The sequence below is a fragment of the Chryseobacterium defluvii genome (assembly GCF_014204415.1).
Taxonomy (GTDB): domain Bacteria; phylum Bacteroidota; class Bacteroidia; order Flavobacteriales; family Weeksellaceae; genus Chryseobacterium; species Chryseobacterium defluvii_A.
In genome coordinates, this window is sequence record NZ_JACHLE010000001.1 from 1,614,959 (window position 1) to 1,637,667 (window position 22,709).

24 protein-coding genes and 1 other RNA gene are annotated in these 22,709 nt (G+C 37.4%); 9 read left to right on the forward strand and 16 right to left on the reverse strand.

What is annotated here, in order from left to right; genetic code table 11:
- Positions 1-112: 112 nt before the first annotated feature.
- The 3 genes from HNP38_RS07345 (at position 113) to HNP38_RS07355 (ending at position 3,258) form a co-directional block, all read left to right on the forward strand.
- A complete protein-coding gene (locus HNP38_RS07345) occupies positions 113-685 on the forward strand; it encodes a hypothetical protein (RefSeq protein WP_184186836.1) in 573 nt (190 codons plus the stop codon).
- A 9-nt stretch (positions 686-694) separates the two neighbouring features.
- Positions 695-2,263 carry a hypothetical protein gene (locus HNP38_RS07350; protein ID WP_184186839.1) on the forward strand — a complete coding sequence of 523 codons (1,569 nt, stop codon included), beginning with the start codon at positions 695-697 and terminating at the stop codon, positions 2,261-2,263.
- A 104-nt stretch (positions 2,264-2,367) separates the two neighbouring features.
- Complete coding sequence (locus HNP38_RS07355; RefSeq protein WP_184186842.1) at positions 2,368-3,258, forward strand: DUF72 domain-containing protein; 891 nt, start codon at positions 2,368-2,370, stop codon at positions 3,256-3,258.
- Between the two features lie 49 nt (positions 3,259-3,307).
- Here the strand turns inward: HNP38_RS07355 and HNP38_RS07360 are convergent, their stop codons facing one another.
- The 6 genes from HNP38_RS07360 to HNP38_RS07385 all read right to left on the reverse strand — a co-directional run bounded on the left by HNP38_RS07360 (position 3,308) and on the right by HNP38_RS07385 (position 10,195).
- Positions 3,308-3,901, reverse strand: a complete 594-nt coding sequence (locus HNP38_RS07360) for a hypothetical protein (RefSeq protein ID WP_184186845.1) — start codon at positions 3,899-3,901, stop codon at positions 3,308-3,310.
- Positions 3,902-4,291: 390 nt separating this feature from the next.
- Positions 4,292-4,939 carry an HD domain-containing protein gene (locus tag HNP38_RS07365; RefSeq protein WP_184186848.1) on the reverse strand — a complete coding sequence of 216 codons (648 nt, stop codon included), beginning with the start codon at positions 4,937-4,939 and terminating at the stop codon, positions 4,292-4,294.
- Positions 4,940-5,040: 101 nt separating this feature from the next.
- Positions 5,041-5,880 carry an alpha/beta fold hydrolase gene (locus tag HNP38_RS07370; protein ID WP_184186851.1) on the reverse strand — a complete coding sequence of 280 codons (840 nt, stop codon included), beginning with the start codon at positions 5,878-5,880 and terminating at the stop codon, positions 5,041-5,043.
- Between the two features lie 89 nt (positions 5,881-5,969).
- On the reverse strand, positions 5,970-6,860 hold the full coding sequence (locus tag HNP38_RS07375; protein ID WP_184186853.1) for a ribokinase: 891 nt from the start codon (positions 6,858-6,860) through the stop codon (positions 5,970-5,972).
- Positions 6,861-6,928: 68 nt separating this feature from the next.
- Entirely contained in the window at positions 6,929-7,564 is a 636-nt protein-coding gene (locus HNP38_RS07380) for a DUF4241 domain-containing protein (protein WP_184186856.1), read from the reverse strand.
- 3 nt (positions 7,565-7,567) lie between these two features.
- The gene (locus HNP38_RS07385) at positions 7,568-10,195 is read right to left on the reverse strand and encodes a valine--tRNA ligase (protein WP_184186870.1); all 2,628 of its coding nucleotides are present in this window, start codon (positions 10,193-10,195) and stop codon (positions 7,568-7,570) included.
- 127 nt (positions 10,196-10,322) lie between these two features.
- Between HNP38_RS07385 and HNP38_RS07390 the strand changes: the two genes are divergently transcribed.
- From HNP38_RS07390 to HNP38_RS07400, 3 genes are all read left to right on the forward strand, one after another.
- Complete coding sequence (locus tag HNP38_RS07390; protein WP_184186873.1) at positions 10,323-10,790, forward strand: DUF1573 domain-containing protein; 468 nt, start codon at positions 10,323-10,325, stop codon at positions 10,788-10,790.
- Between the two features lie 153 nt (positions 10,791-10,943).
- Entirely contained in the window at positions 10,944-11,813 is an 870-nt protein-coding gene (locus tag HNP38_RS07395) for a polyphosphate kinase 2 family protein (protein ID WP_184186876.1), read from the forward strand.
- 2 nt (positions 11,814-11,815) lie between these two features.
- Entirely contained in the window at positions 11,816-12,331 is a 516-nt protein-coding gene (locus tag HNP38_RS07400) for a hypothetical protein (protein WP_184186879.1), read from the forward strand.
- Positions 12,332-12,335: 4 nt separating this feature from the next.
- Here the strand turns inward: HNP38_RS07400 and rnpB are convergent.
- An RNA gene (rnpB, locus tag HNP38_RS07405) (RNase P RNA component class A) lies at positions 12,336-12,662 on the reverse strand.
- Between the two features lie 235 nt (positions 12,663-12,897).
- On the opposite strand from rnpB, the gene HNP38_RS07410 reads away from it, so the two are divergent.
- Both HNP38_RS07410 and HNP38_RS07415 read left to right on the forward strand, forming a co-directional pair.
- Positions 12,898-13,401: an RNA polymerase sigma factor gene (locus tag HNP38_RS07410; protein WP_184186881.1), complete on the forward strand. Its 504-nt coding sequence runs from the start codon at positions 12,898-12,900 to the stop codon at positions 13,399-13,401.
- The gene (locus HNP38_RS07415; protein WP_184186883.1) at positions 13,394-14,068 is read left to right on the forward strand and encodes a beta-carotene 15,15'-monooxygenase; all 675 of its coding nucleotides are present in this window, start codon (positions 13,394-13,396) and stop codon (positions 14,066-14,068) included. The genes HNP38_RS07410 and HNP38_RS07415 overlap by 8 nt, the downstream gene beginning before the upstream one ends.
- A gap of 53 nt (positions 14,069-14,121) precedes the next feature.
- Here HNP38_RS07415 and rpoN read toward each other — a convergent pair whose 3' ends face one another.
- The 4 genes from rpoN to HNP38_RS07435 form a co-directional block, all read right to left on the reverse strand.
- On the reverse strand, positions 14,122-15,585 hold the full coding sequence (gene rpoN / locus HNP38_RS07420; protein ID WP_184186886.1) for an RNA polymerase factor sigma-54: 1,464 nt from the start codon (positions 15,583-15,585) through the stop codon (positions 14,122-14,124).
- 160 nt (positions 15,586-15,745) lie between these two features.
- Positions 15,746-17,194: an asparagine--tRNA ligase gene (gene asnS / locus HNP38_RS07425; protein WP_184186889.1), complete on the reverse strand. Its 1,449-nt coding sequence runs from the start codon at positions 17,192-17,194 to the stop codon at positions 15,746-15,748.
- A gap of 110 nt (positions 17,195-17,304) precedes the next feature.
- A complete protein-coding gene (locus tag HNP38_RS07430) occupies positions 17,305-17,934 on the reverse strand; it encodes a hypothetical protein (protein ID WP_184186892.1) in 630 nt (209 codons plus the stop codon).
- Positions 17,935-17,937: 3 nt separating this feature from the next.
- Entirely contained in the window at positions 17,938-18,612 is a 675-nt protein-coding gene (locus tag HNP38_RS07435) for an LA_2272 family surface repeat-containing protein (protein ID WP_184186896.1), read from the reverse strand.
- A 105-nt stretch (positions 18,613-18,717) separates the two neighbouring features.
- Between HNP38_RS07435 and HNP38_RS07440 the strand changes: the two genes are divergently transcribed.
- Complete coding sequence (locus HNP38_RS07440; RefSeq protein ID WP_184186899.1) at positions 18,718-19,650, forward strand: XRE family transcriptional regulator; 933 nt, start codon at positions 18,718-18,720, stop codon at positions 19,648-19,650.
- 1 nt (position 19,651) lies between these two features.
- On the opposite strand, the gene rimM is transcribed toward HNP38_RS07440, so the two are convergent.
- The 5 genes from rimM to HNP38_RS07465 all read right to left on the reverse strand — a co-directional run bounded on the left by rimM (position 19,652) and on the right by HNP38_RS07465 (position 22,584).
- Positions 19,652-20,194, reverse strand: a complete 543-nt coding sequence (gene rimM, locus HNP38_RS07445) for a ribosome maturation factor RimM (protein WP_184186902.1) — start codon at positions 20,192-20,194, stop codon at positions 19,652-19,654.
- 12 nt (positions 20,195-20,206) lie between these two features.
- Positions 20,207-20,791 carry a 30S ribosomal protein S16 gene (locus HNP38_RS07450; RefSeq protein ID WP_184186905.1) on the reverse strand — a complete coding sequence of 195 codons (585 nt, stop codon included), beginning with the start codon at positions 20,789-20,791 and terminating at the stop codon, positions 20,207-20,209.
- Positions 20,792-20,937: 146 nt separating this feature from the next.
- Positions 20,938-21,450, reverse strand: a complete 513-nt coding sequence (locus tag HNP38_RS07455; RefSeq protein ID WP_184186908.1) for a nitroreductase — start codon at positions 21,448-21,450, stop codon at positions 20,938-20,940.
- A gap of 82 nt (positions 21,451-21,532) precedes the next feature.
- Positions 21,533-21,982: a hypothetical protein gene (locus HNP38_RS07460; RefSeq protein ID WP_184186911.1), complete on the reverse strand. Its 450-nt coding sequence runs from the start codon at positions 21,980-21,982 to the stop codon at positions 21,533-21,535.
- 71 nt (positions 21,983-22,053) lie between these two features.
- Entirely contained in the window at positions 22,054-22,584 is a 531-nt protein-coding gene (locus HNP38_RS07465; protein WP_184186914.1) for an SRPBCC family protein, read from the reverse strand.
- Between the last annotated feature and the right edge of the window lie 125 nt (positions 22,585-22,709).

The window sequence follows — 22,709 nt, forward strand, 5'->3', positions numbered from 1 at the left end:
TATTATCAATTAAAAATACATAAATATATTAAATGAAACCCTTATTTAAATTTTGGCAAGATTTTTGCTAATTATCCACACGCACATAAACACAAACAAAAATTATTTCGGGATGAATAAGATTATTTTTTTTATTCTGATGCTCACTTATAGCATCGGGAACGCACAGGTAGGCATAAACACATCTACTCCGGATGCAAGTTCTGTATTAGATGTTTCAAGCACAACCAAAGGAGTATTGCTTCCAAGAGTAAGCAATCCGGCCTCTGTAGCAAAACCTGCAACGGGATTGGTTATTTTTGATACCAACAGAAAATGTATCAGTCAGAATATAGGAACTCCGACGGCCCCTAACTGGTCGTGTCTTTCGCCTTATGTTGCAAAGTTTTTCTATATGCCAAGCGTAGTCTTTGATACATCGGTAATAGCTTCGGGGCAGACAAAGGATCTGTATACGCTTTACAAAAACCAGTTTGCTAACGTTCCTTCCAATGCAAGAAGCACTTCAGCTCCGGCTGCCATACCGTTTTTTCCCAATTCATCGGATCTGTACTATTATGTAACCGGATATGACTCTTCGGTATTCAGAATCAACAGCATCAGTGATGCAGGAGTATTAAACTATGATGTCCTTTCGAACGCCACTCCGGCTTCATTCATCAACATCGTTTTTGTCGTAAAATAAGTAAGCAGCATGAAAAACACTTATAAAGGGCTATCTCTGATAAGCCTTCTCTTCACTTTGCTTGCCAATTTTTCTTACGCCCAGACGGACAGTACCGAAATAGCAAGTATCTATGGATTTTATGCCTATTCCAGCTCATTGATGAATGCCTCCTCTGCTTCAGAGCTTGTCATTCAGGGGAATGCATCCCATACCGCTACGGGAGTACAGTTGACCCCGGCTTCCACTTCGCAGTTCGGAGGGTTATTTATTAATGGCAGAACCTTTACTTCCGTAAACGGATTGCATGTAGAGTTTGAATATGAAATGAAAGGAGGGGCTCCATTCAGTGGTTCTTACGGTGACGGACTCTCTTTTTTCTTATATGACGGTGCCGTAACCAGCCCAATAATTGGCTCACCCGGAGCAGGTTTAGGATATTCCTATAACAGAACCAAAGAAATGTATTCTACCCAGAGAAAACCAGGTTTAACCGGCGCCTATCTGGGAATTGCACTGGATGAGTTCGGGAATTTTAAAAGCAAGCGTTTTCAAGGAGAATCAAGGATAAACGGAATTGCCGGTTCATGGAGTACTGCAACCAGCCATGTCACCCTGAGAGGGGCAAGAGGGGCCAATATCAACAGTTCCATAGGATTAGGCGCCGGCTACACAGGCTATCCGGTACTGGTTACCCGATCTACCTCAAGTAACACGGGAACAGTAGGCAGGATCTTGCAGGCTGACAGAACGTATGCCAATCTTACAGCCCCGCTAACTTCAAACTTTAGCCTCAGAAACGGAAGCGGTGAGTACCGGAAAGTATATCTGGATCTGATCCCGCATTTCGTTACCTCAACTACTACGGACGGTTTTGACATTAAAGTGGATATTCAGACTGCAGTCAACGGAGCTCCGGTTAACGTCATCAATTACTACCATTATAAAACGTCTGTCCCCTATACGGAAAATGCCAACCCGGCATCCACAGATTACGATAATTCGGATACAGAGGGCGGGACAACTGCACAAACGTTAAATGCTACGGTTCCGGCGGTGTTGAAATTAGGTTTTGCAGCAGCCACGGGTGCGGCATACCAGCAGCAAATCATCAGAAATGTAAAATTGACACTGCCTTATTCTGCTGTAACGAACAATGATGTGGCATCAACCTGTAAAAACCAACCCGTTTATATTTCCGTCCTCGATAATGATATTGCGTATAAAGGAGCTATCAGCATCACGACTCCACCTACGGGAAGCAAAAATAATATTGATTATAATACATTCAGCTTTACCAAAACCGGTGATACAGATCTGACCCTATACCGTAAAAAAGTGACCCCGCAGGGAACATGGACTTTCAATACAACCACAGGTATCGTAACTTTTACTCCTTCAAGCGGTTTTACAGGGAGTGCAACAATGACCTATTCTGTAAAAGGAAGGACCGTGAAGGATTCCAACGGGAAAATCATTGAGCCTTATGGTGATACTGCCTACAGGTCTGTGCCGGCCACCATCACTGTTAACCTTAAATCGACAGGATGTGTGTATGCTGTGGTTTCAAATAAAATGATCACACCTACTGTAAAATAATATTCTTATCATATTATCCCGGTATTTAATAAGCAAAGCCATAGAAATTCTATGGTTTTGTTTTATATTTGTTATGCATTTATTAATTTCTAAAACTTCATAGTATGAAATTCGGACAAGTAGAAGATCCTTCAAAAATAGATTTTTCATTACCTAAAGACCACCCAAGTACTCGGGATATTTTGAGCCGGAATAAAAAAGGGCTGGACAATATTTCCATTGGCTGTGCAAAATGGAACAAAACAGATCTTAAAGGATTTTATCCTAAGGGAACCAAGGACGAGCTGACCTATTATGCCACACAGTTCAATTCTATTGAATTAAATGCCACATTTTACGGAATGCCTACCCCGGAGCAGGTAAGCACATGGAAAGAAAAAACACCAGACCATTTCAAATTCTTCCCTAAGATCACCAATACGGTTTCCCACTTCCGGAGACTGATAGATGTAACGGAGCCTGTGACCCAGTTCACTACTTCTGTCATTAATTTTGATGAAAAATTAGGCATGGTATTTCTTCAGCTTCATGATAATTTTAAACCAAAAGATTATGACCGCCTGGAGAAGTTCGTAAAAGACTGGCCGAAGGAAGTTCCCCTGGCCATTGAGCTCAGAAATACGGAATGGTTTACGGATGAAAATATTTTCAATACCATCTGTGACCTTTTTGAATCCAATGGTATTACCAATATTATTGTAGACACTGCAGGAAGAAGGGATATGCTGCATATGCGCCTTACTACTCCCCACGCTTTCATCCGCTATGTGGGAGCCAATGCGGAAAGTGACTATGAAAGGCTGGATGACTGGATGGAACGTTTAACAAAATGGAAAAAGGAAGGGCTGCAAAATCTGTACTTCTTTGTACACCAGAATATAGAAAAGGCTTCACCCCTGTTATCGGCTCATTTCATCGAAAAAATGAACGAGGAATGGAAAACCGACCTGCATATCCCTGAAATGGCACCGGGAGGAACCGGAACATTATTTTAAGCTGAAGCAATAGAGGATTTAATATAAAAGGGCCGTCTTTCTGATGGTCCTATTTTTTTCTTCTCAGCAGCAATACCAGATTAAGAAACAGCAACAGAAAATCCAAAGTTACCCAAATCCCGAGCTTGATATTTTCATAGCTATAAACTTCAATCTGCTTTTTGGCTTTATCCGAAAGCTTTACACTTTGATTAATATAATTCTGAACTTCCACGATCTGGTCAATATTTTTGTTAGGTACGGAATGCTGCGAAAAATACACCATATTTTTCTTTCCCAGATACCCTGCAATCCAGTATTCATCAGATTTATCCATTTTAAGGTATTCAATTCTGTAATGTTCGGGTCGGATCTTTCCGATATGCTGCACCTCCAGGCCTTCATTTACAGAAGCATCATTTATATTGATGACATAAAAATCCAGTGGCTGGGGAAGCTTATTGATCACCTGCAATGCTACAGAATCATTAACTACCCCTACGGCACTTTTTTTAATAAACCAATAGGTAAAAAAGGAAGCTGAAAAAATAACGCACGCTATCCGAAATAATTTTGCCCATTCGGCACCTTTTCCCGATCTCACTTTGGATAAAAACAAGGAAAGAAGTAATGAGAGGAAAATAATAAAAATGATAAACATCATAGGTTGCAAAGATACTTTTTTATCTATATTTGAGGGAATTATTTATTTTTAATCATGAAGTCTACTTAAACCTTTAGCTTCAAAAGTTTCTTATTGATAAAACACTTCATGACACTTCAGCTCATAGTATGATATAAAAAGTTTACATCAGAAGAAAATTAAAAACTTTCAAAGACGAAGATGTACTTATGATATTCCTTAAAAGAATCTTACTATAAACTTTTATGTCTGAAAAAGTTTTACGACTATTTTGTCGCTTAATTCTTTTGATAATGTTTAGATAAAAACTATTCCAATTATTTATTCATCATGGTTTTCTATTGTTGAAGATACTACAGCACAAACTGCAGAAATCAAATATCTGTCTTTGATATTAGGATATAATATCTTCTAGATCTCACAGTTCCATTCTTTATAAAACTGGTCGAGGAAATGCTGCATAAACACATGCCTTTCCCCGGCTATTTTTTTGCCTTTTTCCGTGTTCATAAGGTCTTTAAGCAATAATAGTTTTTCATAGAAATGGTTTACAGTAGTGCCGTCAGATTTCTTATATTCTTCCTTAGACATATCGAGCTTAGGCTTTATATCCGGGTGATACATCAGGTTATTTTTAAACCCTCCGAAATTAAATGTTCTGGCCACCCCAATGGCTCCTATCGCATCCAAACGATCCGCATCCTGAACAATTTTAAGCTCTAACGGCTGGTGCTCCGGAACTTCGCCTCTGTTTTTAAATGAAATATTTCTGATAACAAACAGCACCTGATCAATAATTTCCTCTGAAGCATCCTGGCTTTCCAGAAACTCACGGGAGATCTTCAGTGCCAAAGTTTCATCTCCGTTATGAAATTTAGGATCTGCAATATCATGGAGCAGCGCTGAGAGTTCCACAACTTCCTCATTACAGCTTTCTGTTTCTGCTATCTTTTTAGAGAGTTTCCATACTCTCTCGATATGAAACCAGTCATGCCCTGCTTCGGCTCCTTCCAACTTCTCTTTTACAAATACGACTGTATTGTCTATTATATTCTTCATTTATTTTTATTTAAAAGTGGATGCATATATAATTAACCACCCCGTCAAAATTTTTCAAATTTTGCCACCCCTCCAAGGGAGGGGAATTTTGTTATTGACTGCTATTTTATAACATTTAAGATAACGTTCCAAAGTTTTTCATTATAACTTCTAAAAAAATTGACATGTCCTATTTCTTTTTTTTCGGATTCTGAAACTTTAACCAATCTGTAGGTTGGCCTCAGGTTAGGATAAGTGTCGTTCAATAGACTTTTAACACCTTTTTCGGTTAGCCATACATCATCTTCCGCACGAATTACAAATACTTTCTGAGTGAGTTTTTTAGAGTGATCGTCTATTTTGTCCAACAATCTATTGGTAGATTTTTTATTCAAAATTAAGGTTCTCCAATCATAAGCGCAATTTTTTGGAAGACTTTCTCCCAATCCAAACCAGTGAGCAGGGAAATACCCTAATAACCCGGTAGTTACTGGCTGTACAATTCCAAATCCAAGATAGGCTTCAATTTTTGTTTTTAATTTCAGGTTTCCTACAAAAGCATTCTGTGTTCCTACAAAAATAAATTCTTCAAAGATCTCAGAATCTTCATTCATTCCTAAAATTAAAGCTCCTACCGAATGTCCCAGGCAATATTTTTTATATACCGGAAAACGGGTCCTGATATATTTTGTGAGGGTTTTGTAATCCCGGGAACCCCATATCCTCATGGAAGCGTCAAAGCCTTTCATATGAGCAGGTTTTGAGAGCCCAATCCCCCGGTAGTCATAAGTGATCACGGTAAATCCCTGCCGGGCAAAATACTGTGCAAAAGAAAAATACACCTGCTGCTTCACCCCTGTTGCAGAATTGATCAGCAGAATTTTATGGTCATTTTTCTCCGGCAGAAAAAGATGTGCTGTGATAGAAATATTATCTTGCGTAGTGAGAACGAGTTCCTCCATATTTTAAAAAAGAAAAATCCACTATAAAAGTGGAAATTTTACTTATATTTTTATGTTAACTTTTCAATTTTCGATATGTAACAAATAGCTTAAGAAAAGAAATCTGATATACTCGGAAGGCCACTCTGCGATCCTTTTTTCACGGAAACTCTTGCTGATACTTCGTTTCCAAATTTTACGCATTCTTCAATGGAATTGCCATGGCATAATGCAACTGCAAATCCTGAAGTAAAAGCATCTCCCATTCCCATTTTATAGACGGTTCTGTCTTTATCATTCCTGTAATACTTCATTTCTGTCCCGTCAAAATAAATGGTAGAATTGGTATCATCTCTTACAAAAACCTTATTAAAGTATTTTTTAAGAACTTCTTCTCTCTGATCTTCTCCAAAAATGGTGTACAACTCACCGCTTTTTGCCACCACAAAATCTACAAGATTCAGGATCTCCTCACTCAGCCTTATCGCCGGAGAGGCATATAGCCCTACTTTTTTGCCATATTTCTTTGCTTTTTTCACAGCATACTCTACAACATCTATCGATACTTCTAACTGGACAAGAACCAGATCAACGGTCTGGAAATACCGATCAGCTGCATCAATATGTTCGGTACTTAAACATTTGTTGGCAGCCGGAACAACCACAATCATGGCATTTCCGTCTGCAGCAGTTACATAGGCTGTACCTGTAGCTTCCCTGTCCGTTTCATATACAAATCCTACATTTACATTCTCACTCACCAGATTCCTCATAATCTGCTGCCCCAGCGGATCCATACCTACGCAGCCAATAAAATACACACTTGCTCCCAATCTGGAGGCTCCAACTGCCTGATTAGCACCTTTTCCTCCAAAATAGCTTTCCGAACCGCGTGCTAAAACAGTTTCATTCGTGGAGGGGATTTTGTCGGTTTCTAGGATCAGATCAATGGAAGAACTGCCTACAACAATAATTCGGGGTTGTTCAGATGAGAAATTCATTGTGTTTTAATAATTAGTTGGGTCAAATTTAAAAAAGGGAATATGGTTGCAAAAATAATTAACTTTAATTAACTAATTTCAATAAATTCCGTAATTATTTTTACTGGTAAGTTATTTTTATCATAGGCAATATAGCTTGCATAAAAACCTTCTCCATATCCTGTTTCGAAAGCAAAAATAGTTCCAGGGTGCTCTTTTGCAGGCTTTAAAAATGCATATTGATCAATAGCTCCTTTTTCATCAAAGAAATATTCATGGAAAAATTCTTCATAGATCCCCATAAAATCTACTCCTTTACTATGATACAATTTTTTTTCCAGATCGTTCAGGCTGTTTTGGGTATCTACATCCATATAGCAGCCCATACCGCTTTCCACAGGATAGCCGAAAACTTCACCTTCGGCAAGATCTTTTATATTCTGGCCCACTGTAGTTGCCAACTTCCACCCGATAATCTCTGAATTGCCAAAAATAATTTCGGCATAAGCTACACAGTTGCTCTCTTTTTCTTTGTGGAGCATAACAGAAAAGCTGCCTTTGGGAAATTCTATAGAAAACGGCAACATATCATTAGTGATCAAAGGATCGCAGGCCACCAGTTTTCCACTGGAAAGATAGATTTTCCCGACTTCAAAGCTCTCAAGCAACGGACTTTCCACAAAGTCTTTTGAGAACAGCTTTTTTATATTTTCTATGTGTGTCATTTTTTAATTCAACGATTTCAGCTTTTCTTCCAAAATAGCTATTTTATCCTGGGCATCTTTCTGTTTTTTCAATTCATTATCAACGACTAATAATGGTGCACCTGACATAAATTTTTCATTTGATAATTTCTTTTCAACAGAAATCAAAAACCCTCTTAAATACTTTAGTTCTTCTTCGGTTTTTTGTTTTTCTTCTTCTAAATCTAAATTTTCACTTAGTGGAATTGAGATTTCTATAGCACCTACCAAGAAAGTAAAACTAGGCTTATCCGTTTTTTCACCAAAATGGATTTCAGAGATATTTCCTAGCTTTAAGATTAAATCTTTATTAACAAAGTGAGTTTCGTTTGTAAATATATGCACCGATTCTTTTGGTGAAATGCCTTTTGTTTGTCGATAATTCCGAACGCCGGAAATAATTTCTTTGGCAAAATCAAAATGGGCGATTAAATTAGAACTTGCCCCTGATATGAAATCTACTTTTTTCTGCTGAGCAATAACTAAAGCTTCATCCACTTTTCTTTTAGAGATCAATTGCCAAACTTCTTCTGACAAGAAGGGCATAAATGGATGTAAAAGTTTCATTAATTCTTCAAAGAAAATAATGGTTCTATCATAAACCTCTTTAGAAATTCCTTCACCGTAATTTGGTTTGATGGCTTCTAAATACCAAGAACAGAAATCGTCCCAGATTAATTTATATATCAAATGTAACGCATCTGAAATTCTGAATCTTTCAAATTGTTCATTAATTTCAACAATCGTTTTATTTAATTTGTTCTCAAACCATTCTATGATCTGAATTTCTGTTGAATTCGCCGGTTTGTCTTCATGATTCCACATATTGATCAGCCTAAAAGCACTCCAGATCTTTGTCATGAAATTTCTTCCCTGAAGCATTAAGTCTTCATCAAAAAGAAGGTCATTTCCGGCTGTTGAACTCAAAAGAATCCCTACACGAACCCCATCTGCTCCGTATTTATCCATCAATTCTAGCGGATCTGGCGAATTCCCTAAAGACTTGGACATTTTTCTTCTTTGCTTATCTCTTACAATCCCTGTGAAATAAACATTTTTGAAAGGAACCTTTTTTCTGTATTCCAGTCCTGCCATGATCATTCTGGCTACCCAGAAGAAAATGATATCCGGGCCTGTTACCAGGTCCGATGTAGGATAATAGGACTGAATATCTTTATTTTCAGGATCGAGCAGCCCATCAAATACAGACATTGGCCATAACCATGATGAGAACCATGTATCTAAAGCATCTTCATCCTGCTTCAGGTGGTCGGCTGATAATTGTTGGTTACCTGTTTTTTCTTTAGCCAAAGCCAAAGCTTCTTCTCTTGTTTCCGCAACTACGAAATCTTCATCTCCATCCCCATAATAGTAGGCAGGAATCTGCTGTCCCCACCACAATTGACGGGAAATATTCCAGTCACGGATGTTTTCCATCCAATGCTTATAAGTATTTTTAAACTTTTCAGGATGGAATCTGATCTCGTCATTCATTACCGCATCCAAAGCAGGCTTAGCAATTTCCGACATTTTTAAGAACCACTGAACGGATACTTTAGGCTCTATCACCGCACCGGTCCTTTCAGAAGTTCCCACTTTATTTACATAATCTTCTGCTTTCAGCAGCAGGTCTTTTTCTTCCAGCTCTTTTGCAATCAGTTTTCTAACTTCGAATCTGTTTTTCCCGGCATAATGTAATCCATGCTCATTAAGATTGGCATCATCATCCAAAGCATCAATCATTTTCAACTGATGCTTCTGCCCTATCTCATAGTCATTGGTATCGTGCGCCGGAGTGATCTTCAATGCCCCAGTTCCGAATTCTATATCCACATATTCATCCTCAATGATCGGAACCATTCTGTTTACGATCGGTACGATTACATTTTTACCTTTCAGATGGGCATATCTTTCGTCATTCGGATTGATGCAGACTGCCGTATCCCCAAAAATGGTTTCAGGACGCGTGGTGGCTACGGAAAGAAAGTCTTCTGAACCCTCAATTTTATATTTAAGGAAATATAGTTTCCCATTCTGTTCTTTAAATATTACTTCTTCGTCAGAAATATTGGTCTTTGCTTCCGGATCCCAGTTAACCATTCTGTAGCCACGGTAGATCAGACCTTTATTATAGAGGTCAACAAAACTTTTAATAACCTGCTGGGAAAGTTTGTCTTCCATAGTGAAACGGGTCCTGTCCCAATCGCAGGAGCACCCTAATTTCTTTAACTGCTCCAGAATGGTTCCTCCATATTTATCAGTCCACTCCCAGGCATGCTTTAAAAATTCCTCACGGGTAATATCTGATTTATTGATTCCTTCAGATTTCAGTTTGGCAACTACTTTAGCTTCTGTAGCAATGGAAGCGTGGTCTGTTCCCGGAACCCAGCAGGCGTTAAAGCCCTGCATTCTTGCACGGCGGACCAGAACATCCTGAATGGTATTATTCAGCATATGCCCCATATGTAAGATCCCCGTCACATTCGGTGGAGGAATTACTACAGTATATGGAGGTTTGTCATTCGGTTCTGAATGGAAATACTTATTTTCCAGCCAGTAGCTATACCATTTCTGTTCTGTCTCCTGTGGATTGTATTTTTCTGAAATCTGCATAAATTCTAATTCTTTGGCTTACAATTTGCAAAAATAGCTTAAAGAAAAATATTTTAAGTATGAATTAAAATAATTTTTAACTTTGTTCCTCAAAATTTATCTAACAAACATATTAACATTCAAGAATATGAAAAAATTAATTGCAGGGATTGCATTATTCGGGACATTTGCCATTGCATCTGCACAGACCATCACTTTTGATAAAACTACTTATGATTATGGTACTATCAAGCCGAGTTCTGATGGGACAAGATTTTTTACAGTAACTAACACAGGGGACAAACCTTTGATCATTTCCAATGTAAAGCCATCTTGCGGATGTACAACACCAGAGTTCAGTACGGCTCCTATCATGCCAAAGAAATCTGCTAAAATTAAAGTTGGATATAACACTGCTATCAACGGAGCGTTCAATAAAATGATCGAAGTATATTCTAATGATCCGGCCAACAACAGAAGCGTAATCTATATTAAAGGAAATGTAGACCCGAATGCACCTGAGCCTAAGCCATTGACACCTGCAGAACTGAAAGCAAAAGCAAAAGCAGAGAAAAAAGCGGCAAAACAAGCTAAAAAAGCAGCTGCCAAAAAATAAACTTTACTTTTTTGAAAAAAATAAGAAACCGTCTCTCGTGGAGCCGGTTTTTTTATTACATTTATATTGAGTCAGATGCCGGATATCAGATTCCATAGGTAAGACTTTAAGTTAAATTTAGAAATAAAAACAGATTATTTTAAAATACAAGTTATGGATATTAATTTTTCAGATGACTTTCAGGTGAGCGGAAAATTCTCAATACAAAAAACCTCAACAGAGTATAACGGAAAACTTACGAAAGAAGAAGGAGAGCATTTATTGATCAAAGAAAAAGAAAAGCTCCGCGAACTTCAGGAAAAATTATATGCCGATGGAAGCCAATCTCTTCTTGTGGTACTTCAGGCAATGGATGCGGCAGGAAAAGACAGTCTCATAGAACATGTCTTCGGAGGGGTAAATCCTCAGGGATGTAGCGTTACAAGCTTTAAGGCCCCAAGCTCCAAAGAATATTCCCATGATTTTTTATGGAGGCATTATCTGGCTTTACCCCAGAAAGGGATGATCGGGATCTTTAACCGTTCCCATTATGAAAGCGTTTTGGTATGTAAAGTACATCCTGAATATAACCTGAGCGAAAAAACATGGGATTCCATAAAGGATTTTGATAATAAATTCTGGGAAAACAGATATGAAAGCATCCGGAATTTTGAAAAACACCTCTCCCAAAACGGAACCACGATTGTAAAAATATTTTTAAATGTTTCAAAAAAAGAACAGAAAAAAAGATTGCTGGACCGGATCAATGAACAGGAGAAGAACTGGAAATTTTCTGTGGGAGATCTGCCTGAAAGGGCTTTGTTCGACCAATATATGGAAGCTTACGAAGAAGCGATCAATGAGACATCTAAAGACTATGCCCCGTGGTATGTATTACCGGCAGATGATAAATGGTTTGCGAGAGTAGCCGCTATCCAGATCATCATTGATACTTTAGAGAAAATGGATCTGAAATATCCCCAGCTTTCCGAAAAAGACAGGCAGGGCCTGCAGGAAGCTAAAAAACAACTAGAAGCAGAATGATCATGAAAAAATTAATCCGGAGTATTTTATTACTGCTTTTATTTTCTTTTACTTTTTATCATGCTCAGGTTCCGAGATTTGTAAAATACAATGTGGCAGATTCCGGTACATCTTTGTATCTACCTGGTGAACCCAAATGGGAAACTTCTGTTTCGGAGGATAAAAGCACTATTTACACAACAGAAGTAAATTTTAATAATGTAACTTATGGTGCTTTGGTGGTTAAACTTTTTAATCCTGCTGATAATATTGAACCGGTTCTTGAAAATTATTTACAGTATTTAAATATGAACTTTTTTCAATTAACTAAAACCACAGATATTGGTAAAGGACATACTATGGAAAAATATCCTGATGTAAAGGGCATATTAGAATATGGCGAAAATGCAGAAGGCGAATCTTATACTATAAAATGCTGGGGAAATAAAAGTTATCTGTCTGTTTTATATATCCGTTCTAAAGAGGAAGTGAATTATAATTTCCAGGAAATGTATTTCAACGGATTCCGTTTTCCTTAAAAAAATTACGAGAAAATCTATAAGCCGGATTTTGTACTTCCAAAAAGGAAGCGCCTGTTATTTATCTGCGTCTTACATTACTGCAAAACTTGAGCTGATTACCCCTCGGCTTTCAGAGCGAGCAGCTCCTATTTTCATTACTGAAAAGAACCGATATACTTATCATTGCACCGCAAAGAGTTTACCTGGTTTCACTACAGCCGAACTGTACCTGCTTTCTGTTGCACTTGTCCTACCCTCACGGGTGACGGATGTTATCCGCTTTGCTGCTCTGTGGTGTCCGGACTTTCCTACCTCTGCCGAAACAGAGATCAACAAGCCGACTTTCTCGTAGGGCAAAGATACGAATTAGTTATAAGTTGCAAGTTATGGGTTATGAGTTTTATGAATAGTAAAAGGTAGAATCGCAGAATTGCAAAACTGTGAAAAGGCTAAACAGCCAAAACGAAAACAAATTTATGATTTTGCAGTTCTGCGATTTTGCTATTTCACGATTTCGCAAAAATTATAATTGACCATTCTCTCATTCACAATTGACTATTTATTATTATCTTCGTACAATTATTATGCATCCGACATTAGTTTCCAGGGAAAAAGAATTTGCACAGCTTATCAAGGATAATCAGGGCCTGATTATCAAAGTGTCGCGTCTTTATACCAATTCTCTGGAAGATGAGGAAGATCTTTTCCAGGAAATTGTTCTACAGCTCTGGAGAAGTTACGATTCCTTTAAAGGAAATTCAAAGATTTCCACATGGATGTACCGTGTAGCCCTTAATACTGCCATTACCCTTTTCAGAAAAAAAAGCAAGAGCCTTCCTACGAACGAGCTGGACATCAACCACAGGGATTTCGTAGAAGATGATGATGACAAGCAGCAGCAGATCTCTCTTCTGTACACAGTAATTAAAACATTACCCACAGTAGAAAGGGCAATTGTAATGATGTATCTGGATGATCTGCCTTACAAAGATATTGCAGAAAACCTTGGGATAACTGAAGTAAATGCACGTGTGAAAATGAACAGATTAAAGAAAACCCTTAAAGAACAGATGGAAAAATATGCCTGAATTTGATTTAGACAGTTTTAAGAAAACATGGCAGGAACAGCCTGTTCAGGAGAAATATAACAACACTGAAATCCTTCAGATGCTGAATAAAAAGTCACGTAATTATGTGAAGTATATATTCTGGATCAGTGTTTTCGAATTTTTGTTTTTTACTGCCCTGGGATTGTTTTATATCCTGCAAAGCACGGAATCGGAAAGTTTTATGAAAGTTCTGGAAAAACTGGGTGTAAGGAAAACCACTGAATTAGAAACTGCTTTTGATAATGTTTATTTATTTTTAAAAATCATAAGCTTAGCTGTTACCGCTTATTTTGTCTATAGGTTTTACCAAAATTACAAACGAATACATATTGAAGAAAATCTTAAAAAATTTATCTTGAACATCATAAGATTCAAAAAAACGGTCAATGCCTTTATCCTGACCAATATTGTCTTATTAATTGCCTGTACCTCTATCCTGACAGCCTTTGTATTCTATGTTCTCAATATTCAGAATATTGAATTGACTAACTCAAACCTTACCCGTTTTCTTTTGTTAATGGTGGTAAGCACTGGATTGAGTGTCCTTTTAATCTGGGTGTATTACAGGCTTGTCTATGGCATTATTATGAGAAAGCTGGATAAAAACCTTAAACAGCTTAAAGAGATCGATTCCCAGGAACTTTAAATATCCGAATATGTATATAAATAAAAAACACAGCTTTTTGCTGTGTTTTTTTATTAAAGTTCTTTTCTTAATCTGGCCACGGGAATATTAAGCTGTTCCCTGTACTTGGCGATTGTTCTTCTGGCAATGTTATATCCCTGTTCTTTCAGGATCACTACCAAAGCATCATCCGTAAGAGGTTTTCTTTTATTTTCTTTGCCGATGACTTCCTGAAGATGGGTTTTGATCTCTTTTGTGGAAACCTCTTCACCGTCATCGTTGGTTAAGCTGTCAGAGAATAGGTCTTTAAGATAGACTATACCGTTCGGGGTATCTGCATATTTACTTTTCACCACCCTTGAGATCGTAGAAATATCGAAGCCTGTAATATCCGCTACATCTTTTAAGATCATAGGTTTTAAAGACTTTTCGTCTCCGGTGATGAAATAATCCTTCTGGAACTTTACAATAGCCGTGATGGTTTGAAGCAATGTATTCTGACGCTGATTAATAGCATCAATATACCATTTGGCAGCATCTAATTTCTGTTTTATAAATAGAGCAGCCTGCTTGTGTTCAGATGAATTCTTATCGTGCGAATAAGTAGTCAGAATATCTTTATATTCTTCAGAAACCCTTAAGGTAGGTGCATTTTTACTATTCAACAAAGGAATTACCTGCCCGTCCTTCACCTGAATAACAAAATCCGGAATGATCTCCTGGTTAATGGTAATCGTTTGGGTATCAAAATTACCGCCCACTTTTGGAGATAGTTTCGATATTTCATCTAAGGCATCTTTAAGATCATCTTCTTCTATATCATACTTTTGAATGATCTTGTTATAATGCTTATTGGTTAGGGCATCAAACTGATGTCTCAGGATATTTGCAGCTAATGAAACCGCTTTATCAGAGCTTACCTTTTTCTCAATCTGCAGCAACAGGCATTCCTGAAGCCCTCTTGCCCCCACTCCGGCCGGATCTAATTTCTGAACATAGTTTTCCAGAACATCCTCCACCTTTTCTCTGGTCGTATAGATCCCCTGAGAAAAAGCCAGGTCATCAACAATGGATTTGATTTCCCTTCTCAAATATCCGTCAGTATCCAGATTTCCGATAACGTATTCGGCGATCTTTAAATCCTCATCACTAATATTGATAAGATGAATCTGCTCCATCAGGTAATCATAAAGAGATTGTCCTTCCGTCAGCAGGCTTTCATTATCAAATTCTTCATCATCCGGAGAGTAGTTACTTGACGCGGTCTTATAGCTTGGCTCATCGTCATATATGTATTCATTGACATCAAAATCAGTTTCAATGCTTTCTGTGCCTTCATCCTGATAAGCTTCTTCCAAAGAAGAATATTCGTCTTCCTTAGAGTCTTCCTTTACAATTTCCAAAGCAGGGTTTTCCTCTAATTCTCTTTCCAATTCCTCTTCAAATTCCAGTGTATGAAGCTGGATAAGCTTCATCAACTGAATCTGCTGAGGCGCCAGCTTCTGTCCTAATTTGAGTTGTAAGTGTTGTTTCAGCATATTAGTACTTATGTTTTTAACATAACATATATACGAATTTAATAAATATATTCGAGAAAAAACAGTTTTAGCATGATTTTTGTACTCTAATTTTCACATAGTAAACTATCAGAAAATAAACAAAAAAGCCTTAAACTAAGATTTAAGGCTTTTTTATTATTTAGAATTCAGCATTTTTAGGAGTTCTCGGGAAAGGAATTACATCCCTGATGTTCGTCATTCCTGTTACGAAAAGAACCAGTCTTTCCAGTCCTAATCCGAACCCGGCATGTGGAACAGAACCGAATTTCCGGGTATCCAGATACCACCACAATTCGTGCTCATCTACATGCATTTCTGCCATTTTTTGTTTTAACACATCCAATCTGGCCTCTCTTTCGGAGCCACCAATGATCTCCCCGATCCCAGGGAAAAGAACATCCATTGCCGCAACTGTTTTATTGTCATCATTCAGCTTCATATAGAACGCCTTGATCTCTTTCGGGTAATCGAACAGCACTACCGGACTTTCGAAATGTTTTTCCACAAGGTATCTTTCATGTTCAGACTGAAGGTCTGTACCCCACTTCTCTACCGGATACTGGAATTTTCCTTTTTTGTTTTCCTTAGAATTCAATAAGATCTCAATAGCCTCTGTATAGCTTACTCTTTTGAAACGCTTTGCGATCACATTCTGAAGTTTTTCAATAAGGCCTTCTTTTGCCCTTTCTTTTTCCGGTTTTGCTTTTTGCTCTTCTGCAAAGCGCTTATCCAGAAAATCCAGATCCTCTTTGCAGTTATCCAGAACATATTGGATCACATATTTCAGGAAGTTTTCTGCCAGATCAATATTGTCTTCCAGGTTATTGAAAGCCACTTCCGGTTCTATCATCCAGAATTCAGCCAGGTGACGGGTCGTATTCGAGTTTTCAGCACGGAAGGTAGGCCCGAAGGTATAAATCCTTCCTAATCCCATTGCTGCCGTTTCACCTTCAAGCTGCCCGGAAACCGTTAAATTGGTTTTTTTACCAAAGAAATCCTGTGCAAAATCTATTTCTCCTTCTTCTGTTTTCGGAATATTGTCCAGATCAAAATTGGTTACCCCGAACATCTCTCCTGCTCCTTCTGCATCTGCCCCCGTAATGACAGGTGTATTGATATAAAAGAACTGGTTTTGGTTAAAGAATGAATGAATGGCAAAACTTACTGCATGACGCACTCTGAATACTGCCCCGAATAAATTGGTCCTGAATCTTAAATGTGCCTGTTCTCTTAAAACTTCCAGTGAATGCTTTTTAGGCTGAAGAATGGTCTTATCTCTTTCTTCCGTAAAATTATCTCCTAAAATGATGATCTTTTTAGCAATAATTTCAACAGTCTGCCCGGCTCCCTGGCTTTCCACAACTTCTCCCACCACTTTCAAAGAGGCAGCCGTACTGATCTTATTAATGATCTCCTCATCAAAATTTTCGAAATCAACAACGATCTGCAAATTATTAATCGTAGAACCATCATTAAGTGCAATGAAGCGATTTGAACGGAATGCTCTTACCCATCCGTAAACAGTAATGTCATGATGTAATACTTTTTTGTAATCCTGCAGGATTTCCTTAATTGTCTGCTTTTTCATTTGTTGTTGATAAATTTTTGTCTAAAAATTAATGTCCGCAAAGTTACAAAAAAACAGCACAATTTTTAAGATTACGCTGTCTTTTTGAAATGCTGCATCAGCTATTTAACCTAAAACTTAAAATTCACACCTGCTTCTATCGAAACGGAATTAAATCTCACAGGCACTGTTTCTTTATACCAAAGGCGATATGGCATATATGAAGCCTGAACTCCAATTCCTATATTATTTTTCCAGAAGCGTATTCCCTGACCTATTTTCAATGAAGCCACACTTTCTGTATGAGTATCAATATAGATAGTCTTATCATCTCCATCTCTTACAGGCTCGTCATTGGGAATACCTTTGTCATTAAAGAAAAGATTATGTAAACTAAGCTCACTAACCCATTCTATTTTATAGTTTTTCCATGAATATTCTTTGACCATCCGTACTCCGAGATTTACTATAAACTCTTCCGAATGTATCGGATAAAACTGTCCCTTTTTACCATATTCGAAATTATAAAGGCTTTTGCTATACCCAAAGCTTCCTCCGATCTCCAGATGTGTTTCAGTTCCATCAAAAGGGTATCTATACCAGTATCCCGCAAAAAAACCCGCATTCTGTCGCATTTTATAATCGGAGAAAGTAATATAACTGCCTGTTTCAACAAGAGAGCTTTTCCATTTTTTTCCTGTTTCCGTATCCTGTGCTGATAAACTTATACAAAACAGCATTAAAATTATACCTGATTTCATGATCTAAAAATTAATAAAAGGTAAAGTCCGCTTTCCGTTTTTGTTCCAAAAGCCGATCTGCAGCCCTTTAAGCCTTTCTGATTTATTTATAATTCCGATCTGTAAGCCTTTTCCTGTTGTTGTATGATTATGAAAGCCTAGTTGCATTCCACTTAAGTTATTAGCATCATTAAAGGCGGAAATGCTTAATCCTTTCAGTTCTTTTGCCGAAATACCCAATCCGGAAATTAAAATCCCTCTTCCTTTTTCTATATCCGTAACAATAACGGAAACTATAACTCCATTCATGGTATTTCCATAGTTATACAATGAAAAACCGGCTCCGTTATGATTGATGCCACGGAAATACCCCGAAGTGGAAATATTGATCCCGTTCATCTGTAAATAGGGTTCTTTGCAGGCACTTTTTGAAGGATCGTAAAACATCCACATTAAAAACCCCAGTGGATTTATATCCAGATTAAGCCCGTTTACCTTTTGAAAATAGGGCTGACCATTCAAAGTATATTTTGGATCAAAACCCAATCCTACAGTCAGGCCATTAACTTTTTCAATGTCAGATCTCAACGGTGTGAAAGCAACTAATCTTGCTTTTTGATGGACAACCTGTAAACTATCCTGCCCGTAAACCAGCCCAGTAAATAAAAGACTCAGTATTAAAAAAATTTTTGTTTTCATAGCTCATTATTTTAAAATTCTGTTTCAAAATTATCTGCAGAAAACACAAAATTGAATGTGAAAAAGAATTAAAAAAATCACTAGATTTGTGAAAATCGCAAAAGTATGCATCAGGAAACTCTACTCAGGCAGATCCGCAAAAAGATCGGGGAGAAATCATTGAACGACGAAATCGCCAATATTTTGAATATAAGCTATGATGCAGCACACAGAAGGACTTCCCTGAAAGCAAAGTTCAGTTTTGAAGAGGCTTTGGAACTGGCAAAACATTATCAGATCTCCTTAGATCGGTTTTTGGAAGCTGAAAATCAATTGGTAGTAAAGAGAACCCAACCTGTAAAAACAACTGAGGATCTTTTAAATTATTTTGAAAATTCGCTTAAAATTCTGAATGTTTTTCAAAATGTAAATCATTCTAAGGTCTTTTATTCTGCCAAAGACCTTCCCTTTTTCTATACCATTTCAAATACAATTCTTTCACGGTTTAAATTTTATGTATGGATGAATTTGTTGAATGAGGATAAGTTTTTATGCTCTTTTAATGATTTCAATCTTCCCTATTATTCCTCAAAAAACGAACTGCTTAAAGAGCTGTATGAGAGTCAGGATGTAACAGAAGTATGGAATGATACAACCATCATGAGTATTCTGAGACAGGTTTCTTTTTATTCTGAAATAGGACTTTTAAAGTATCCGGATATAGTAAATATTTTAGAAGAATTAAAGAAAATACTGCATGACCTTGAAGTTAAAACATCTCAAAATCCCAATTTTCAGATTTATGTGAACGATCTGGTTATCCTAAGCAATAGTATCTTATTTAAAAATGAGCATCAGTCTTCTTTTTTTGTTCCGTTCAATATGTTCGGGTATATAATGACTAATGATGAGGTAACGTGTAATGATACTTTTACCTATTTTGAGCATCAGATCAGAAATTCAAAATCGTTGAATGCATCCGGAAACCGTGACCGGAAAATATTTTTCAATAAAATGTATGATCAGATAGACGCTTTAGCAGAAAAGCTGAAAGTATAAGCTATTCGTCTTTTTTAGATGGGACTAAAAAAACATCCATCAGCCCTTCAGGTAACTGCATTTTGATGTATTTCTCTTCCCTGTTTACTTCATGGATCCAGTCTTTAATGATAGGGATCACGATTTCTTTTCCATCCAGATCCGTAATAAAATAATTCTGTGCAGTCTGGTCGTTTACAGACATTATAGCTCCACAATTATTATTCTCTTCATCAAGGATATTGAAACCGATTACTTCATGATAGTAAAACTGTTTCCCGGAAAGCGGCGGTAAAGTAGAAAGCGGTAAGTAGACATTCTTACCTAAAGACTGATCTACCAATGCCTCGGAGGAATTTTTAAAGGAAATATTCAGAGCGTCTAATTTGCTCCATGATGATTTTTCAATAAAAAAAGGAACCAATAATCCGTTGATTTCAACGAATATTGATTCCAATTTATTGTAAAGCTTGGGCTGATCTGTATCCAGTTTCAGGATCACATTACCCGAAAGACCGTGTCTGCGTGTGATTTTACCTAAAAAGTAACAATCTTCTTTACGCATACAGGTCGGTTCTTAAGCTTCAGTGTTTTCTTCAGTTTCAGCAGCAGGAGCTTCTCCTTCTGTAGCTTCCGTAGTAGTTTCAGCTTCAGCAACAACTTCTTCAGCAGGTGCATTAGCAGCCTCTTCGGCAGCTTTAGCATCAGCTTCAGCCTGTGCTGCAGCAGCAATTCTGGCTTCGTTTACTTTAGCTTCAGCTTCTAAAGCAGCTTTCTTAGCATCTTCTTTAGATTTAACTAAACCATCTACTTTACCCTGAACTTTTGCTTCTTTGGTTTCTAACCATGCATTGAATCTTTTCTCAGCTTCAGCTTCATCAAAAGCTCCTTTAGCAACACCACCTTGTAAGTGTTTTTTGTAAAGTGCCCCTTTGTAAGAAAGGATCGCTCTTGCAGTATCAGTAGGCTGAGCACCGTTGTTTAACCACTTTACAGCAGAATCAACGTTCAGTTCTATAGTTGCCGGGTTAGTAATTGGGTTGTAAGTTCCAAGTTTTTCGATGAATCTACCATCTCTTCTTGCTCTGGAATCTGCAACCACGATGTGGAAGAAAGGTTTTCCTTTTTTACCGTGTCTTTGTAATCTGATTTTTACTGACATAATGTTTGAATTTTAGGGAAACTCGTCCCGGTTAAATATTTAAGTGTGCAAAGATATAGAAAAAATTCAATATAACAATGTAAAAATATAGCAATGTAACAATTGAAATTCGCATTGTTATATTGGTAAACTGATAAATTGGTATATTAATCTAATTGCCCCATATAGAAAAGTCCCAGGCATTTCTGGTTTTCTTCAATCTGTAAAGAATCTTTCAGATGTTCTACAATTTTCGGGGAGCTCCAGTAACAGCCTACTCCATTTGCTGTACAGGTGAGATACATGTTCTGAACAGCCATAGCTACGGCTGCAATTTCTTCCCATTCCGGCACCATCCCGCTGAAATTGACCACAATGGAAACCACGATATCCGCCTTATTGATCTTAAAGCCAATATCATTATATTTCTTTTCCAGAAAGAGCTGTTCGGGTTGGGTTGCTTTATAGATGGTCTGCATTTCGGAAGCCAGCTTTGCTTTTTCTTCTCCTTTGAAGATTTTGAAACGCCACGGTTTTGTCCGTTTATGATTAGGAGCAAAGGCTGCCGAGCTCAATATCTCGTCAAGGATTGCCTGTGGAATTTCATTTTCAGAATAATCTTTGGGAAAGATACTTCTTCTTTGTTTTATGATCTCTTTTAAAACTTCTGCTTTATTCATAGATACAAAATTATGAAAAAGTTGAGAGTTGGCAGTTAATAGTTGATGGCTCAATAGAAGTTTAACAGAAACCTCCTAATCTCTATAAAACCTCCAATATCTCCTGATGAATATTATTTAGCGTGAAAGCATCTCCTGATTTCATTCCCATCATTTTTTTCGCCATCGGGCTTTCGGGAGAGATGGCATAAAAACGGTCGCCTTCAAAAAAGAACTCTCCCAGGGAAACCGAAATATAAAAACGGGCTTTATTGGTGATTACCAAAGATCCCAGCTGAATCGTTTCCGTAGCAGTATTTAAAACTTTTGACATATTGCGCTGAAGATCATTCAAAGCACCTAGCTGTCTCTGCATCTGGTAGATCTCCTCCTGCATTTCTTCCCGCATACTGTCATACTTCGGAGTCTTTTTGATATCCCTGCTTGCTTCTAAAGTAAATTCTATAAATTTTTTCAGCTTTTGGATCTTTTCAGCAATTATTGTTTTTACATAATTTCTTATGTCTGTTTTCTCAAATACAATCTTCTCCATAAATCTTATCTTTACATAAAGATAAGATTTTTTAAATAAAAAAGCCTCGTAAATTTACAAGGCTGATATTTTTACTTTTCTGCATTTTTTTTCAGGTTATCCAGTCCCTGGCCAAACATTTTGCCCATCTGGCTATCCATCATTGGCTTCATAAGCTTCATCATGGTCGTTAGTTCGTTGTCCATGGTCCAGGTTACTTTAGTTCCGTTTCCTTCAGGTGTTAAAATAAAGCTGCCTTTTGCTTCTCCTTCCCAAGGCTTGATAAAATGCAGTTTGCTGCTCAGTTTTTCATTCGGTATTACTTCCGTTACGGTTTGTTCACCCTCTCCTACTTCATCATTTCCCTTCCAGTGATAAGATTCACCTACCTGCCCGCCCGTTCCGGAATAAGTGATCTGTATGTTTTTGTCAGCTTTAGCAAATGGGTTCCATTCATTAAAAGCCTTTAGAGTACCTACATGCTGCCATACTTTTTCTTTCGGAGCATTGATCACAACGGATTTTTCAAAATGATAGTCTTTACTGAAAGCCAGCATAGCAATAACAGCATAAGCAATAATAAGAAGGATAAGGAATCCTAAAATTTTCAAAAATGTTTTCATAGTTTCAATATTTTAATGTTAACCAAAATTAACGATTCCTGTAATACAATCACTTTCCATATGACAAGTTTATTCGAAAAAAGAGGAGGGCATTTTGTCACAGTTTTCATTAAGGCATTATTTTT

What these genes read in the sequence shown, in the direction of transcription:
- HNP38_RS07390 (WP_184186873.1), top strand. Translation starts at nt 10,323, where the DNA reads ATGAAAAAATTAATTGCAGGGATTGCATTATTCGGGACATTTGCCATT.
- HNP38_RS07385 (WP_184186870.1), bottom strand. Translation starts at nt 10,195, where the DNA reads ATGCAGATTTCAGAAAAATACAATCCACAGGAGACAGAACAGAAATGG.
- HNP38_RS07460 (WP_184186911.1), bottom strand. Translation starts at nt 21,982, where the DNA reads ATGGAGAAGATTGTATTTGAGAAAACAGACATAAGAAATTATGTAAAA.
- HNP38_RS07345 (WP_184186836.1), top strand. Translation starts at nt 113, where the DNA reads ATGAATAAGATTATTTTTTTTATTCTGATGCTCACTTATAGCATCGGG.
- HNP38_RS07440 (WP_184186899.1), top strand. Translation starts at nt 18,718, where the DNA reads ATGCATCAGGAAACTCTACTCAGGCAGATCCGCAAAAAGATCGGGGAG.
- asnS (WP_184186889.1), bottom strand. Translation starts at nt 17,194, where the DNA reads ATGAAAAAGCAGACAATTAAGGAAATCCTGCAGGATTACAAAAAAGTA.
- HNP38_RS07400 (WP_184186879.1), top strand. Translation starts at nt 11,816, where the DNA reads ATGAAAAAATTAATCCGGAGTATTTTATTACTGCTTTTATTTTCTTTT.
- HNP38_RS07395 (WP_184186876.1), top strand. Translation starts at nt 10,944, where the DNA reads ATGGATATTAATTTTTCAGATGACTTTCAGGTGAGCGGAAAATTCTCA.
- HNP38_RS07450 (WP_184186905.1), bottom strand. Translation starts at nt 20,791, where the DNA reads ATGTCAGTAAAAATCAGATTACAAAGACACGGTAAAAAAGGAAAACCT.
- HNP38_RS07415 (WP_184186883.1), top strand. Translation starts at nt 13,394, where the DNA reads ATGCCTGAATTTGATTTAGACAGTTTTAAGAAAACATGGCAGGAACAG.
- HNP38_RS07350 (WP_184186839.1), top strand. Translation starts at nt 695, where the DNA reads ATGAAAAACACTTATAAAGGGCTATCTCTGATAAGCCTTCTCTTCACT.
- rpoN (WP_184186886.1), bottom strand. Translation starts at nt 15,585, where the DNA reads ATGCTGAAACAACACTTACAACTCAAATTAGGACAGAAGCTGGCGCCT.
- HNP38_RS07365 (WP_184186848.1), bottom strand. Translation starts at nt 4,939, where the DNA reads ATGAAGAATATAATAGACAATACAGTCGTATTTGTAAAAGAGAAGTTG.
- HNP38_RS07455 (WP_184186908.1), bottom strand. Translation starts at nt 21,450, where the DNA reads ATGAATAAAGCAGAAGTTTTAAAAGAGATCATAAAACAAAGAAGAAGT.
- rimM (WP_184186902.1), bottom strand. Translation starts at nt 20,194, where the DNA reads ATGCGTAAAGAAGATTGTTACTTTTTAGGTAAAATCACACGCAGACAC.
- HNP38_RS07430 (WP_184186892.1), bottom strand. Translation starts at nt 17,934, where the DNA reads ATGAAATCAGGTATAATTTTAATGCTGTTTTGTATAAGTTTATCAGCA.
- HNP38_RS07410 (WP_184186881.1), top strand. Translation starts at nt 12,898, where the DNA reads ATGCATCCGACATTAGTTTCCAGGGAAAAAGAATTTGCACAGCTTATC.
- HNP38_RS07370 (WP_184186851.1), bottom strand. Translation starts at nt 5,880, where the DNA reads ATGGAGGAACTCGTTCTCACTACGCAAGATAATATTTCTATCACAGCA.
- HNP38_RS07380 (WP_184186856.1), bottom strand. Translation starts at nt 7,564, where the DNA reads ATGACACACATAGAAAATATAAAAAAGCTGTTCTCAAAAGACTTTGTG.
- HNP38_RS07465 (WP_184186914.1), bottom strand. Translation starts at nt 22,584, where the DNA reads ATGAAAACATTTTTGAAAATTTTAGGATTCCTTATCCTTCTTATTATT.
- HNP38_RS07375 (WP_184186853.1), bottom strand. Translation starts at nt 6,860, where the DNA reads ATGAATTTCTCATCTGAACAACCCCGAATTATTGTTGTAGGCAGTTCT.
- HNP38_RS07355 (WP_184186842.1), top strand. Translation starts at nt 2,368, where the DNA reads ATGAAATTCGGACAAGTAGAAGATCCTTCAAAAATAGATTTTTCATTA.
- HNP38_RS07435 (WP_184186896.1), bottom strand. Translation starts at nt 18,612, where the DNA reads ATGAAAACAAAAATTTTTTTAATACTGAGTCTTTTATTTACTGGGCTG.
- HNP38_RS07360 (WP_184186845.1), bottom strand. Translation starts at nt 3,901, where the DNA reads ATGATGTTTATCATTTTTATTATTTTCCTCTCATTACTTCTTTCCTTG.